4 protein-coding genes are annotated in these 16094 nt (G+C 69.0%); 3 read left to right on the plus strand and 1 reads right to left on the minus strand.

Annotated features, from left to right (window positions below):
• Positions 1 to 201: 201 nt before the first annotated feature.
• The gene (locus tag BAMB_RS19290) at positions 202 to 1320 is read left to right on the plus strand and encodes a helix-turn-helix transcriptional regulator (protein ID WP_011658851.1); all 1119 of its coding nucleotides are present in this window, start codon (positions 202 to 204) and stop codon (positions 1318 to 1320) included.
• A 38-nt stretch (positions 1321 to 1358) separates the two neighbouring features.
• On the opposite strand, the gene BAMB_RS19295 is transcribed toward BAMB_RS19290, so the two are convergent.
• The gene (locus BAMB_RS19295; RefSeq protein WP_041491464.1) at positions 1359 to 13733 is read right to left on the minus strand and encodes an LWXIA domain-containing protein; all 12375 of its coding nucleotides are present in this window, start codon (positions 13731 to 13733) and stop codon (positions 1359 to 1361) included.
• A gap of 272 nt (positions 13734 to 14005) precedes the next feature.
• On the opposite strand from BAMB_RS19295, the gene BAMB_RS19300 reads away from it, so the two are divergent.
• Both BAMB_RS19300 and BAMB_RS19305 read left to right on the plus strand, forming a co-directional pair.
• A complete protein-coding gene (locus BAMB_RS19300; protein ID WP_041491647.1) occupies positions 14006 to 14584 on the plus strand; it encodes a hypothetical protein in 579 nt (192 codons plus the stop codon).
• A 213-nt stretch (positions 14585 to 14797) separates the two neighbouring features.
• Entirely contained in the window at positions 14798 to 16054 is a 1257-nt protein-coding gene (locus BAMB_RS19305; protein WP_011658854.1) for a porin, read from the plus strand.
• Positions 16055 to 16094: the final 40 nt, after the last annotated feature.

Genomic DNA, 16094 nt, shown 5'->3' on the forward strand with positions numbered 1-16094 from the left:
CGCGCATGCACGCTGGTCGACGGGGATTCTCGCAAAGGCGTTTTTTGTGATCATCATTCAAGTGAATGAAAATCGCGAAACAATGCGACCCTGAATGCAATTCAGCTGTGTTAGCCTGAAAAAAATTCGGTATTCGAATGGATATCGTCATACAAAAACGCCATATACGAAGACCAAAATCGCGATTCGCCGGGGGCACGCATGTTACGGGACCAACTAATCGGGGACCTCTACGAGGCCGCGCTGCATCCAGATGGTTTTCTCGAGATATTCCATCAGGTATCCGAATCACTCGGCGCAAACGTTTTTCACATGTTCAGCTGGGATACCGCGCGCAACGCGCCGAAGCTCTCGATCTATTCGCCGCGCGCGGAGCTGGACGGCCTCGTCGCCCTCTACGACCAGTACTATGGCGCGCTCGACCCGCGCCGCGGTTTTGTCGAAAATGCGCCGCTCGGCGAATTCGTGTGCTGCCAGGATCACCTGAGCGAGCGCGACGTCGAACGCAGTGAGTTCTTTCAGGACTATCAGATTCCGTCGGGCATTCGCTATCTGATGGGCGTGCGTCTCGCGCGTCCAGGCAGCGACGACATTCTGCTCGGCTTGCTGCGAGCCAACGGCCGACCGCCCTATTCGTCCGACGAACGCGCGACGCTCTCGAGCATGGCGGGACATCTGCAACGCTCGATCAACCTGTGGCAGGACGCGCGCATACTGCATCGCGATGCGATGCTCGGCGCCGAACTGATGGAGGAACTGGGCTTGTCCGTCTTCGCGCTGGACCGGCATTCGCACGTGGTATTCGTCAACCGTGCGGCCGAAGCGATGCTGCGCGCGACCACCTGCCTGAAGCTCGAGCACGGATGCCTGAGCGCCGCGGGAGCGCCGCAGAACGATGCACTGAAGGCCGCGCTGGCCCGCGTCGCGAAGACGCGCAAGAGCGAAAGCCTTGCGCTGTCCAGCACGCTGAGCGATGCGCATGAAATCTTTCTCGGCATCGCGCCACTGTCGGGGCAGGCGCTACAGGCGACCTTCGGCGACGCGACGATGCTGATCACGGTCAGGCAACGCAGCGCGGCGCCGCTCGTCGTCGCGCACCAGTTGCGACAGGCATTCGGCTTGTCGAGCGCCGAAGCGGCCGTTGCGGAAGCACTGCTCTGCGGCAAGACGCCGGACGAATGCGCGGCGAGTACCGGCGTCGCGCTCACGACCATTCGCACGCAGTTGCGCGCGATCTACGAAAAGACCCATTCGCGCAACCAGGCCGAGGCCGTTGGACGCATGCTCTGGGTGCTCCCGCAGCGCAAGCGCGAAGGCTGACCCGCCTATGCCGCGGGTCGGCCTTCGCCGCGCCGGGCTCACCCGACAATGACCTGCTGCCCCGGCGCGATCTCGCCCGGATTGCCCGCCAGGTTCCGGTTGAGCTGCAGGATCTCGTTGAGCGCGACGTTGATCCGCTGACCGTCGGACATCCGCTGCTGTTCGTCGGCCGGCACATGGGCCGCGGCAAGCAGCGATCCTTCGTGACGTTCGGCGATCGTCCACAACGAATCGCCGGCCACCACGTTGACCGTCAACGGTGTCGGCGTCGGGCTCGGCGAGTTCGTCGGGGTCTGCGTCGGTTGCGATGGCGCACTCGACGGCTGCGCGCCGGCCGTTGAAGTCGCCGATGCCGATGGCGATGCAGATGCCGACGGCGACGGTGCCGCGGACGCACTCGGCTGCGCCGGCGCACTCGTCGCGCCCGGCGACGGCGCGAACGATGCACCCGGCGCCGGTGTCCCCGCATTCGAACCCGACGGTTGCGGCGACGAACCCGGCGGCTTGTGCTTGTCGTCCGGCGCGGTCGCCGACGTGTACAGGTTGATCCCCTGCATGATCCCGAAGATTGCCACCGGGGCCAGCGCGATGCCGGTCGGCAGACGCTCCATCCACGGCGTCGCATTCGGGAAATGCGAATGCAGCCGCCCGGCGCCGAGCAGCGCGCCGGACGTCGCGATCAGCGAGCCGGTCATCGGATCCCCGGTCAGCGCGGTATGGGCCCCGGTTGCGATACTGACCGCCGACGTCAGGTAGTCGCCGGTCGCGCTCGCGATCCGCGCGAGTTGACTGCGGTTCTCGGCGTTCACGCCGCGCACGCTGCCCTTGTAGACGATGCCGGTGTAGACGGCGCTGAACGCGCCGCCGATCGCCTGTCCGCCGGCGAGCAGGTCGCCGTGCCAGATCGCCCGGCTCGCATTCATCATGATCGAGCCACCGTAGCCGCCGAGCGCCAGCACGCGACCGATCCGCCCAATCGAATGCCGCGGGCTGCCGTGGTGCAGCAGCTTCAGCGACGTCCCGCCGACCACGCCCTGCATCTGCGCGAGCATGTCGGCGGCGATCGCCTTCGTATGCGCGACGGTGTCGTCGAACGACAGCATCCCGTCGTCGTTCAGCGCGCGAAGCTGGGCGGCCATCGCCTTGCCTTCGTGCGCGATCTGCTCGAGCTGCGTGCCGCGCGCGGTCACGTCGAAGCCGTTCGCCTTCAGTTGCGCCTGCAGCCCGCGCACGAGCCGGTCGACGACGCGGTCGAACACGCGCGGATCGCCATTCTTCAGGCTGGCCACCGCGCCGTGATGCAGCGCCTGGAACACCCGGCCGACCCGCAGGCCCGCGTACAGCGAATTCGTCGCGGTGCGCACGGACTCCCGCCCGGCCCAGACGAGCACGCCCGCGCCGGCGCCGCCGGTCAACGTGGCCGCGGTGATGTCGCCGGCGATCCGCCGTGCCGAAGGCGGCGGCGTGTTCTCGCCGATCGGTTCGTCGTGCACCCGCAGCGCATGCAGTTCCGCCTGCGCGCGTTTGTCATCGGGAATGTCGATCTTCCCGAGCTGGGCCGCTTGGCGGCGGCTCGCGCCGATCGGCTTGGTGCCGTCGTTGATCAGCACCGGATCGCGCACGACCGCGTCCCAATGTTCGCGCGGGTCGGCGGCGGACGGCCGCTTGCCGGTCGTCACGCGGTCGGGCACGTTGTCGCCGTACGCGTCCAGCCAGCGCGCGCCGAACGTGCGGGCGCCCTTGTCCGTCCTGGTGCGCGGCGCGTTGCCGTCGGCCTCCCACAGCTGCTTCGCATGCTCGATCGTCGCCTTGCGCGCCTGGTTCAGCCACACGGTCGTGTTGCCTTCATAGATCTTCTGGCGCAGCGCGGCCACTTCGGCGGGCGTCATCCCGTCCGCGATGCCGATCCGCTCGACCTCCGCGAACAGCAGCTGATGCTGGTTCGCGAGCGTTTGCCGGTCGACGCGCTCGAACACGCGCGTCAGCGCGTCGGCGCCATGCAGGCGATTGATGATGTCGGGCCGGTTGCGGTTTTCGACGATCAGCTTCGCGAGCGCGCCGGTGAGATCCTGGTTGCCGACGAAGTCGGCGCCGTGCGTGCCGTACGACAGCCCCATGTGCACCCATTCGAGCCCCTTGCGCTCGAGCACCGCGCGCAGCAGCTTCTCGTGGCCGCCGCCCGGCACCGATTCCGGCACCGCATCCCAGCCGTGGAACGTGACCATCACGTTCGGCGCCGTCGTATCCGGGTGCGCGTTCGACCAGCTTTCGAGCGCGCTCATGACCCGCACGTAGTCGTGATACGTATCGTTGGTGCCCGACTGGAACCGGTAGTCGGCGCCGGACACGAGCGCGCGCGACGGCGCGGTCTCGAGCCGGATCGCGAAGCCGGTGCGCGCGGCCTCGTCGAGCCAGCGATGCAGATGCGCGAGATCGTCGAGCGCGAGCGCCGTGCCGTCCGAGTCGCGCGCGGGATGGATCATCCCGTTCGCGCCGTCGAACACTGCGTTCTTCTGGTCGCCGAGCGCACGCACCGCGCGCAGGAAGTCGGGATCGTGCGCCTTGCCGAGCACCGCGGCGAGCGAATGCGGATCGACCACGAGCGTGGCGACCGGCATCACGCCGCCGTACCGCTCGACGAGCGCGCCCATCAACGCCGGATCGTCGCTCAGCGAGAACGAGCGCGCCATCGGCACCATGCGGTCCTGCAACGCGTCGTCCGAGCGCGTGAAGATCTGCCGGATCCGCTTGTCGGCGACGGTCGCCGCGCCCAGGTTGCGCGTGTGCGCGCGCAGCTTGCCCGGCACCGGCAGGAAGCGCGACGCCGACGTCGACACGTCGCGCGCGACATACAGCTTGTTGAGCAGCGTGCGCCACATGCCCACGTCGACCATCACGGCCTGCGGCTCGCCCTTCAGCACGAGGTTCACGTTGCCCGGCCGCTGCGCTTGCGTGTTGTACGCCTCGATCTGCTCGTGCGTCGCGAAATACTGCTCGGGCTTCGCCGCGCCGTTGCGCAGGCCGAACTGGACGACGGTGGCCGCCGACAGGCCCGGCTGATACGGTTCGATCGACAGCGGCGCGGGCGCGGCGCCGTTGCGCCGCAAGCGCCGCAGATCGCCGAGCACCTCGTTGTAGCCGTGCCGCGTGCGGGCCGCGAGCGCGCGGAACGGCGCCGAGTTCAGGCTGCGCGCTTCCGCATCCTTCCATTGATCGTGCAGCGCCTTCGCGCGCGCTTCGAGCGCGGCGACGCGGGTCGGCCGCGCGCTGTTCAGGAACTCGCGCGGCGACAGTTGCGTGAGCAGGAAATGCACGTCCGTTCCGAAGCGGTCGTTGCCGATCGGCATTTCGTCGAGCGGCACGCCCCGATGGTGCAGGTTGTTGACCTGCGGGACCTTGTCGAACCAGCGCATCTCGCCGTTGCGCTCGGCGATCACGCCGAGCGGGTCGCCGAGCGCCTCGGCCACCGCGCCGTCGGTCCTGAACACGTAGATCACGTGGCGGCCGCCGTCGAGCGCGCCGTTGCGGATCGCGCTCAGCAGGTGCGACACGCTGTTGCCGCTGAAGTCGACCGCGTTGAGCGCGGACTTGTCCGACGGCAGCAGGTGCGGATCGACCGGCGGCAGCGGCGCGGCATCTGCGGCGTTCGCGTCGTCACCCTCTTCCGCGCGCGAGAGCGGCCGGCGCACCGGCACGATCGATTGGAACAGGTCGCCGGCCGAGCGGAACGGCTTCTTCTCGACGGCGGGTGCCTCCTTCGCCGGCCGGAATCCGCCGATGCGCTCGACGGTTGCCGGCGTCACGTCGCTGACGACGAAGCGGATGCCGCGGCGCGGCGACGGGCCGACCGGAATGCCGCCCCGGCGGCGACGGCGGAACACCGTGCGCAAATTCTGCTCGGGAATCTCGGTTTCGCCGACCGACGCCTTCTCGAAGTACTTCCACTCGTGGTTCGTGTTGAGTTCCGCATGGCCGAGTACCTTGCCCGTCTCGTCTTCGACCACGTGAATCCAGCGTTGCTCGCCGGACACCGCGCGCACGGCCTGGCGCGGCCGCTTGAAGACGGGCGCGTCGTGCAGCTTCGACACGTCGGCGGCGAGCGTCGGCTCGATCGTGTGGCCCGACGTCGTCACCGGCCACGACGTCTTGCCGTCCGGCGTCTCGATCTTCGACGGGCCGCCGAACTGCACGAGTTCGTCGTGCGCGACCGGCGATACGTAGAAATCGTACTTGCCGCGTGCGCGTCTGCCGCCGCTGCCGGCGTGCTCCAGCGCCTTGTTCAGCGCGTGCGGTATGCGTTTGCCGTTCAGCATCCGCACCGGGCCGAGTGCGCCGTTCGCGTCGGTCTCGAGCACCGCGACGAATGTCGGTGCCGGATGTTCGTCACTCCCGGCGGGCGGCTCGGCATGCGACGTGATCAGCACATGCGCGTTGGGGCCGAGCTGACGAGCGAGCCCGTCCAGCGTCGGCACGTGCCGGCCATCGACGCGCGTGAGCGTGCGGCGGCCGAGCGTGTCGAGCCATGACGCGGCACGCGCCTGCGGCGTGTCCGCCACGGCGCTCGTTTCCGGTGTGGCAGGCACGCCCGACTGACCGGGGACGGCGGCAGGCGTCGAGCCGGACGGATCGCCCGCGGCGCTCGCGAGACGGCTGCCCGGCCCTGCCGGCCCGATCATCGGCCAGGTCGGGCTACCGTCGACCGCGCCGACCGCACGCGTTCCGCCGGCATGCACGGCCGTATAGCCTTCCGGCAAGCCCGAACGATCGACGCCGGCAAGTTGGTACGACACGTCGCCGGTCGCCGGATCGCGGGTTCGCACGACATACATGTCGACGCCGGCCGGCTTGTATAGCTCGCCGCCGTCGGGCGTGGTGATGCGCAGCGCGCTCGCCGGATCGTGGCCGAGCGCCGACAGCAGCACGACGTCGGTCGGTGCGGCCGCGTCGACGGCAGCCAGGTTTGCGGTGGCGCTCGCCGCGACGCGCTCCTGCGGCGTCAGGTCGCCCTGTGCGAACGCGGTGCCATCCGGCAACGCGTCGGTCGGCACGTATGCGTGATTGCGCGGCCCGGTTTGCGCGGCATCGAGTGCGTGCCCGAGTTCGTCGTGCGCGACCGTCCGCGCGCCTTCCGGCAACGCGAGCGGCGCATCGGCATCCGCGCGGCCCGGCGCGTGCGTGGCGGCCGCCGACGGTGCGTCGGGCACCTTCCCGCTGAACCGGAACCAGCCCACCTCGGGATCGAGCGCGCCGAAATCGGTACCGCTGCCGAGTTCGATACTGCCGTCGCGCGTCACGAATTCGACGCGCAGGTCGGTCAGCCCGGACGAGTCGAACGCCTGCATCACGTCGTCGATCACGCGGGTCGGTTCGGGGCCGTCGAGGAAATAGCTCGGCCAGTGCTGGCTCACGGTGCCGCCGGGTTGCGTGACGCGCGCGGCGTCGTCGATCACGCCCGGCCGGTCGGCCAGCGCGGTGCGGAACGGATGGTCGAGCGTGACCGATTCGAACGTGTCGTCCGGAATCGCGGTGAAGTCATAGTCGGGATCGGCAAACGTCGGATCGGCGACGCGCGGCACCGTGGGACGCGGCGGCGGATCGGCGATCGGGCGCGACGCGGTGCGGGTGGTCGTCGGCGTCGGTTCCGCGTGCGGCCCTGCGGGAAGCGCCGCGCGGCCCGCGCGCGCCGGGTCGCCGCGGAAGCTTTGCATCGGCAGACGATCCCTGTCGACCTGGCCGGTCAGTCGCGTTCCGCGCACGGTGGTCGAACCATTGGGTTCCACGAGCAGGATGTCCGGCGGCGCCCAGACGGTTATCGGCCGCCCGGTGATCTCGGACAGACGCTGGGCCAGCGCCGCTGCGAACGTCGTGCTCGCGGCCCGCACCTGGCCCGGCGCCACCCGCAGCGGATCGTGCTTGTTCGATCCGCCGAAGCACGAATACAGCGTGACGTCCTGCTCCGGCTCGAGATGCGGCGCGACGCGCTCGGCCACCTGGTCCGGCGTGAGCGGCCGGCCTTCCGGGCCCAGCATCGCGTCGGCCGACATCCCGTGTCCGAACACCACGTGATGACCGGGCGGCGACATCAGCCCGCGCGCGCCGATCGGATGCAGCGGATCGTCAGGCGGCATCAGCAGTGTGTCGGCCGGACGCAGGAATTCGGGATGCTGCGTCGCGTCGACGCCGGTCACGTCGTCGAATCCGGGCTGCAGCACCGACTTGCCATGGATCGTCGTCGTGACCACGCCACCATTGGCGATCTTGCGGTCCGTATAGACGCGGCTGGTCGGCGGATAGATTTTCTGTGTTTTCCCGGACAGGCCATCGTCGGCCTCGGCTTCGGCGAGCTGCTCGGTGCGCGCGGCCCATTCGTCCGCCGTGAAGATCTGCCTCGGCTCGATCTCCACGAGCGGGGTCGGCTCGTACACGGGCGGTTCGCCCGCGTCCGGCTCGGGCGCGAGCCGCGGATGCACGGGCTCGCCGGGCGTCACGCCCCGCCGGCCGGCATCGCCCGGCGCAGCACCGGCGCCGCGCCGCCCGCTGTCCGCGTCCGGATCGATCTGCGTGTCGATCGGATGTACCGGCTCGACCGGCGCATCGTCATGCGCGAGCGGGCGCGACGGCGGTCCGCCGCGCTGCGCGAACACCGTCGGCGGGTCGCTGGCGTCGGGCGCCTCGGGCACATGCAGATAGAGTCGCGTCGCGACGTCGGGATCGTGCGCCGGCACGCCGATATCGTCGTCGAGCGGATAGAGTTCCAGCGCACCGGTGCCGCGCACCGAGTTGGACGAGATCGACGCGATTACCGGCGCCTGCAGCTCATACGCGAGCTCCTGCGCAAACGAATAACCGCCGGAAGCGAGATAGCAGCCGGTCAGCAGCACGCCGTTGCCTTCCGTATAGGCCGGATCCTCCAGCAGCCTGCGCGCGAACTCCTTCGGCGCGATCGTCTTGCCATTCATGATGGCGATCGAGCTGTCCCAGCTGACGTCGCTCGGCTTCGTGCCGTGCGATTCGACGATATCGAAACCCGACACCTTCAGGAACTGCCGCGCGGTCGCGTGGCCGAGCAGGTTCACGACCCTCGAACCCGGCACGGGCCGCAGTTCCAGCGGATTGACGCGAACCGGCTGCGCGCGGCCCGGCGAGAACTTGCCGTTCACGTCGGGTTCGATCTGGAAGCGCGCGAGCCGGCGGTTCGGATTGGGCAGCGCGCGCCACCATCCGGCCGTATCGTCGTCGCCCAGCCGACCGAATACCGGCGCCTGGATCAGGTCCGCGAATTCCTGCAGCAACTCGGGATTGGCGCCGCTGCGCGGCCCATCCAGCGCGATCGGCGTGCCCGGCGTGTAGCCCTTCCACGCCAGATCCTCCAGCGCGTGCGTCATTTCGAGCGCGCTGGCGGAACGCCCGCTGCGCGGATTGATGATCGACCCGCGTTTCGTCAACATGCGCCACACGTACACGCCGAGCGGCACCCGCACGTCGCCCGCCGTCGCGCTGCCGCCCCACTGATTCGACGCCGGGCGCGGCGCGACGCCGCTCCAGTTGACCGGATGCGCGCCCTGGTCGATGACCGCCAGCGCCGGCGAGAACCGGTAGGTGCGCGGTCCGCTGCTGACCGAATGGTCCGGCACGCCGTCCCGATCGGGCGCACCGGGCTCGATCAGGATGCCGCTCGTATAACCGGAATCGGGGCTGCCGTCGGTGCGATAGCGCGGCGAACGCCATGCGACGAAGCCGCTTGCGCCGTACACGTCGACGCCCAGCACGTTCGCGAGCAATTGCGCGAGCGGACTCACGCGCGAGCCGGCGCCGCACGCATAGAGGATCACCGGCGATTTGCCGTCCCAGCCGCTCTGGCGCACCATTTCGGCCATGTCTTCCACGCTCATCGCCTTGCCGGTCGCGCTCGCGAACGCATCGGCCCACGCGTGCGCGTACACGGCGAAGTAACCGGGCGGCACCGGCATCAACGGCCGCTCGCCCGGCGGCAGCCGGTTCTCCGGCTGGCCCGCGTTGTTCGAATAGATCGCGAGGTCGGCCTCGCGGCGCGGATAGGCGGCCCACTGCGTTTCGCTCATGCCGAACGGCGCGTTGATCACGTCGACGCGCCTGCCGTCCTCGCTGCGAATCAGCGGCTTCTGCGGATCGAAGCCGCGCGGGTACACCACGCGCAGCGTCCGGTCGTACGCATCGTTCATCGACAGCATGAACGCATCGCCGGCGTCGGTCAGCCCGACATGGCCGACGACCGCTTCGGGCGGCACCGTGCCGTCCGCGGCGAGCGCGCGCTGATCGACCAGCGCGATCCGGTAGCGGCCACCCGCGACGCCGTCGGCGCCGACCATCAGCGCGTCGTGGTACGTCGTGTAGCGCGTCACGCCGATCGTGCCGTCCTCGTCCGGCGCGGCGGCCGCGCGCGCCGGCGCATCGTCGGCCGCTTTCGCGCGCCGTTCGTCCGCCTTCGCCGCGTTCATGTCGTCGAGCAGGTTGCCCTTTTCGGTCGCGGGCAGCCCGTCTTCCTCGGGGTTGCGCACGTTGCCTTCGGCATCCTCCAGCGCATACACGTAGTACTCGACGTCCTCGAGCCGATTGCCGCTCTGGAGGATTCGCCCGACCACTTCGCTCAGCATCGCGCGATCGGCCGCGATGCGCGCGGGAATCTCCCACGACGCGGGATGCGCGCCGTTGGCCGGCACGCCGGCCTTGGCCGTCGGCGACGCACCCTCGCCCGCCAGCGCGTCGGCGACGGCCGGCGTCGCCGCGCCGTCGATCGGTTCACCGTCGGGCGCGAGCCGCAACGTGATCGCGTCGTCGTCGGGCGTGCCCTGCGTGCGGCGCGCGCGCAGCCAGTCGGAGAAGCGCGCGCGCAACCCCTTGTCGGCCGGCGCGACCGTGCCGCCGTCGTCGGCCGGTTCGCCGAAACTGTGCGCCTGGTCCTCCGCGTGCTGCCACGGGTTGCCGACCTCGCCGACCGCGAGACGCTGGTTCGCCAGCCCGTTGGCGAACATCGCGTTCGCGACGTCGAACGCGACCGGCCGCGGCATCGTCGGCGGCGCGGGCGTTTTCGTGATCGCGCGGATCGGCCGCTCCATCAGCGTGTGCGAGCCGAGCCCCATCTGCGCGACGCCGATGCCGAGGTTCAGCAGTTGCTGCGCGCGATCGGATTCGGACAATGCGTCCCAGTTCTTCACCAGCGACGCACCCTGGTCGAGCATCTGGTAGCCGCCGACCACGCCGCCCGACACGTTGAGCACGCCGGACGTGCGGCCCGTCGTCTGCGCGAGCGACTGGAACGCGTCGGCTTCCTGCGCGAAGCGGCCGAGACCGGCCACGTCGGCCGTCACGCCCTCGCCGCGCGAAGCCAGCGTGATCATGTCCGACACCTGCCCCGTCGTACGCAGCAGCGACGAGGCCTCCGCGAGCGACTTCGCCGCCACGCCGAGACCGCCGCCCGCGATGCCCGCGCCGCTGCCGATCAGGCTGATCCAGTCGCCGCGCGCCTGTGCGTTGCCGAAGCTGGTCGACTGGCCGTGATCGCTCAGGTTCTTCAGGTCGGCGATCGCGGCCGGCACGCCGACGGCCATGCCCGCGCCGACCGCCGTCCACGCGGCGCCGAGCAGCAGGCCGCCGACCGGCGCGCCGATGCCGCTCGCGACCAGCACGGCGCCACCGGCCGCCGCGAGAATGCCGGTGCCCATCTCGACGTAGTGTTCGAGGTGCTGATACCACTCCGTCTTGTGCGCGTCGATCGATTCGTACTGCGAGTAACCGCCGGTCGCCCCATCGGTCGTCAGGCTCTTCGGCACGTAGAGCTTGCCGTCATCGGACAGCGCGTTGTTGTGCTGGTAGTCGTCGACGGTGTCGTACTTCCAGCCGCGATCGTCGATCAGCTTGTACTGATCCGGATGGCCCTCGACCTGCACCTTGAACAGTGCGCTCGGCGCGGTACCCGTTCCCTTCGACACGTAGTAGATCGGCACCAGCGACACCACGGCATGATCGCCGCCGACCTTGCGGATCTGGTCGACGACGGCCTGGATCATCTGCGTCGTCGCCGAGTTCTGCGCGTACAGCGAGCGGCCGTTGACGGCCGTACCGTTCGGGAGCTGGCCGTTGCTCACGATCAGTTGCTCGAGCTGCGCCATCGACGGCACGTCGTTCCGGTCGGTCGGCACGGCGCCGGGGTCGTCCGGCTGAAGCCCGAGCCCCGCGCCGACGAAGTTCGTCATCTGGTCGGAGCCGGTCGTGAACGTGTAGGACTTGTCGCCGAAGTTCTTCTGGAAGTCGTCGAAATACGCCTTCAGCTGCTTGTCAGGATCGGCCTGGAACAGCTTGTAGCTGGCGTTGGCGGTTTCCTTCTGCTGCTTGCTCTGGGCATTCTTGATGCCCTGGTCGTAACGCAGCTGGAAATCGTTAGCGAAGCCGGAGCGGAACCGGTCGTCGTTCTGCATCTTCGACAGCAGCGACTTCGACAACGCCGGATCGACACCCGACGACAGCGCCTGGCGCACGCCGTCGAACCCGTAGCCGGTGTCGCTGCCGCGCAGCGTGTAGATCAGCGTCTTCGCGTTGCCCTTGTCGTCGAGCAGCCAGTTCGCGACGTCGTCCTCGCGCTGCACGGGCACGCCGCTCTCGGTCGGCTGCTGATCGGCCAGCCCGACCGCCGTGCTGAGCCCCTTGTAGAACTCGATGCCGTCGCCGTAGGGCTGCGGCGTGCCCGTGTTCGACTGCGTCCACTTGTTGCCGAAATCCTTCTTGACCGTGTCGAGCACGACGCCCGCGAATTCGGGCGGCGCATTGGCGAGGATGTCCTGCATCCACTTGCCGGCCTTGTCGGCATTCATCCTGCCGTCGGCACGCGCCTGCATGCTCGCCTGATCCGTCGCCTGCGAATCGGGCTTCTGCATCAGCGGATCGATCTGCGAATGGATGAAGCTCGCGTTGAAATGCGGCTGGCCGGCCTGCGTCCACAGCGTCTGGCGCTCGTCCAGCGAGAACGACGCGTTCATGTTGGTCTTCAGCACCTGAAGCGCCGCGCCGGGATTGCTGTCCGGGCCCTGCATCAGTTGCGTGACCTGCTGCTGCGTGTACTGGAGCCGCACCTCGGGCGCCGCCGCGAGCAACGTCTGGACCTTCTGATAACCGGGATTGTTCTTCTGCGCCTGAGCCTGCGCCATCGCATACGCGAACACGCCGCCCGCCTGGTCGATCTTCGCGTTCAGCCCCTTCGCCTCCGCATCGCTCAGCCCGTCCGTGTTGACCTTGATACCCGTCATCTTCACGAACGCTTCCGCGAGCGGATTCTGCTGCGCGAGCGCCTTCTCCTGCGTCGACAGCTTGGGGTCGTTCGGATCGACGCTCACACCGGTGTCCTGCAGCAGCGCGAACGTGACCGGATCGGACTGCGCGAGCTGCTTCATCTGCGGCGACAGCGACGGATCGTCGGGATTGATCGTCGCGATCGTGCGCTTGAGCTGGCTCTGCTCGCCGAGCGCGTCGACGAGGCCGGTGTACCACATGCCGTCGTGATTCTGCTTCACCGACGCGACGACCTGCTTCTGCTCGTCGGTCGTCACGTAGGTCAGCGCGGTGTCGTCGCCGCCCGTCACGACCTTGTCGTACTGGTTCTGCGCCTGCGACAGCTCGCGCGTGATGTCGGCCTCGTCGGCGCGGCGCAGCCCGCCCGGCTCCTTCTGCCACGCCGCGTAATCGGCCTTCGCGTTGTCGAGTCGCAGTGTCGCGGCCGACGTGCTGTATTCGTGGCGCAACGAGGTGGTGAGTGCGGTGTACGCGTTGTTCGCATTCGTGTCGGCGGTGCTGGCGGTCTGGCGCAGTTGCGCGCCGATGTCGGGATCCGCGCGCCGGATGCCGCCCGGCAACGCGTTGTACCGCTGCACGTCGGCGTTCGCGTCCTGTTCCTTCTGCCACGCCATCGCGAACTGGAACGCCTTCACGTTGGTCGCCCGCTCGGGCGCCGATTCGGCCGACACCGCCTTCTGCGCGTCGTCGAGCACCGAGCCGAGCACGGGATCCTTCGGCGACGCATTGCGCAGATCCGAGGCCACGCCGGCGATCGCCTTGTTCGTGTCGCCGCCGCCGTCGGCCGCGACGCGCATCTGGTTCTCGACGGCCGCCTGCACCGCGCCCCATGCGGTTTCGGCCTTCTTCACCTGGTTGTCGAGATCGGCTTGCGACGCGCCCTGGTCGTGCAGGCGCTTGAGCGCCGCCATCTCGGCCTGGGCAAGCTGGAGCAGGCGCTGCGTCTCGGCCTGCGCGGCCGCGAGGGCCTGCTGTTCCGGCGTCTGGGCCGGCGGGGCGCCGCCGGTCCCGTTCTTCGGCGCCGGATCGTCGTCATTCTGCGGCTGCGGCACGCTGACCGGCCCGCCCCCGCCCACTGCCATCAACACCATGTCCGTTCTCCCGCGGCATGCGTGACGGGCCGGCACAGCGGCAGGCGAGCCACGCGCAATGGTCCATTGTGCCGAACGCGCGCGGGTGAAAAAGTCGTGCATTACGTAGTCGCCGGGCCGGTTGCGGCGGCGCGGGGAGACGCTTGCTACGAACGCGCTGGTGCCTGGCCGCTGCTTGGCCGATGATTGCCGTCAGCGGAAAAATTTGCCGGTTGTGTCGGCGTGCGTCATAAATACATACTGCGTTCCACCGGTAACCCATGATCCGCGCGATGCATTACCACCCCGACGACCTCCATCGCCTGCTGTCGAGCGTGCCGACGCTCCGGCTGAACCGGCCCGGGCCGGCGGCATTGTTCCTGCGTGCCGCCGTCGACAACGGCGCGGCGCTCGCACACGTGCTTCGCGACTATCCGCATGTGCGCTGCCAGCCGCTCGACTTCCACTATGTGTGCCAGCAAAGCCTGTCCGTGCTCGACGGCGCACTGTTGTCCGACCTGACCTGCGATGAGGAATACGGCTGGCGCGGCACGCAGTGGGCCGCGCTGCTGATCGCGCTGTCGGGCGACGCGGGCCTTCTGCCGTATCTGGACGCCAGCCGCGCGCACCGAGGCGTCGAATGGACGGCGCAACTCGCCGATGCCGCGTGCGGTGCCGACGCGCCCACCCTCGGATTTCCTTGCCGTGACGCGATCCTTTGCCTGCGCAACCAGCTTGCGTCGCTGCCGCGCATGGCCGTCCGGTTACGGCCTGCGCTCTCCGCGGACGCGCTCGAAGCGCGGGCGATCGCGGTTCGTGCCGCGTATCGGTGCGGCGGCGCCGACGCCGCGCTGCCGCTTGCTCGTCGCTAACACGCACACGCATTCGTGCCTGTGACCCGTGCGCTGGCCGCAACCCGGCCGCGCCGCGACGTCGCGATTCCATGCGAATTCGCGGAGGACCTTTCCTGTGCAGCGCCTTAATCGACGATCGCTCGATCTCCAATAATGGCCGCTCGATCCGTCGGCCCGCGCGCCGACGCGACCCACCGGCGATCGGGCCGGAGACCAACGATAAAAACTCCTATGTATTCCTACCAAATCGGCCGGCGTGCCAGCGCGCGTGCCGCCGCGCCGCATGCCGTCCGCCGCCACCACCGCACCGTCGCCCTCCCCGCGACCGCGATTGCCGCCTGCGTGGCCGGCTTGATTCCGTGCATCGCGCACGCGCAGAGCAGCGTCACGCTGTACGGCCTGATCGACACGTCGATCACCTATGCCACCAATCAGCGTACGCAAGACGCCGGTTCGCCGGGCAGCGGCAGCGTCGCGCTGACGAGCGGCGCATTGAACGCATCGCGCTGGGGGCTGCGCGGCCGCGAGGATCTCGGTGGCGGGACGGCGGCGGTCTTCGCGCTCGAAAACGGCTTCTCCGGCACGACCGGCAAGCTGTCGCAGAAAGGCGTCGACATGTTCGGTCGCCAGGCATGGGTCGGCGTGAGTTCGCGTACGGCCGGCACGCTCACGTTCGGCCGCCAGTACGACCCGATCCTCGATTTCGTGACGCCGCTCGGCGCGTCGGGCCCGGGCTGGGGCGGCAATCTCGCGGTGCACCCGTACGACAACGACGACTCGAACCGCAACCTGCGCATCAACCACGCGGTGAAGTACACGAGCGCGACGTATCGCGGGCTGACGTTCGGCGCGCTGTACGGGTTCTCGAACACGGCCGGCGCGTTCTCGAACAACGCAGTATGGAGCGCGGGGCTCGGCTATGCGAACGGGCCGCTGAAGCTCGGCGCCGGTTACCTGAAGATCAGCCGCGACCGCAACGCGCCGAACCCGGACGGTGCACTGAGCACGGTCGACGGCTCCGCGACGATCACGGGCGGCAACCAGCAGATCTGGGCCATGGCCGGCCGCTATGCGTTCGGCCTGCATTCGGTCGGCGCCGCGTGGTCGCACTCGGCCACCGACGGCGTGAGCGGCGTGCTCCAGGGCGGCGGCATCACGCCGCTGAAGGGCAAATCGCTGGTCTTCGACAATTTCACGGTCGACGGCCGCCTCTTCGTCACGCCGGCGTTCAGCCTGTCCGCCGCGTACACGTACACGATGGGCCGATTCGACACGCGCACCGGCCAGACGCGCCCGAAATGGAACCACGTGGTCACGCAGGCCGGCTATGCGTTCTCGCCCCGCACGGACGCGTATCTCGAAGCCGTCTATCAAAGCGTGAGCGGCGGCAACGGCAATCCCGCGTTCAACGCGACCGTCTGGACGATGACGCCGTCCGCCAACAGCAACCAGCTGGTGGTCGCGCTCGGGTTGCGGCACAAATTCTGACGATCGGGCCAAGCTCGATGCGCGCGCACCGAAATCGCGC

The sequence above is a fragment of the Burkholderia ambifaria AMMD genome (assembly GCF_000203915.1).
In the GTDB taxonomy this organism is placed as follows: Bacteria; Pseudomonadota; Gammaproteobacteria; order Burkholderiales; family Burkholderiaceae; genus Burkholderia; species Burkholderia ambifaria.

Excerpts from the sequence above, each read along its gene's own strand:
- BAMB_RS19290 (WP_011658851.1), top strand. The coding sequence starts at position 202 with ATGTTACGGGACCAACTAATCGGGGACCTCTACGAGGCCGCGCTGCAT.
- BAMB_RS19295 (WP_041491464.1), bottom strand. The coding sequence starts at position 13,733 with ATGGTGTTGATGGCAGTGGGCGGGGGCGGGCCGGTCAGCGTGCCGCAG.
- BAMB_RS19300 (WP_041491647.1), top strand. The coding sequence starts at position 14,006 with ATGCATTACCACCCCGACGACCTCCATCGCCTGCTGTCGAGCGTGCCG.
- BAMB_RS19305 (WP_011658854.1), top strand. The coding sequence starts at position 14,798 with ATGTATTCCTACCAAATCGGCCGGCGTGCCAGCGCGCGTGCCGCCGCG.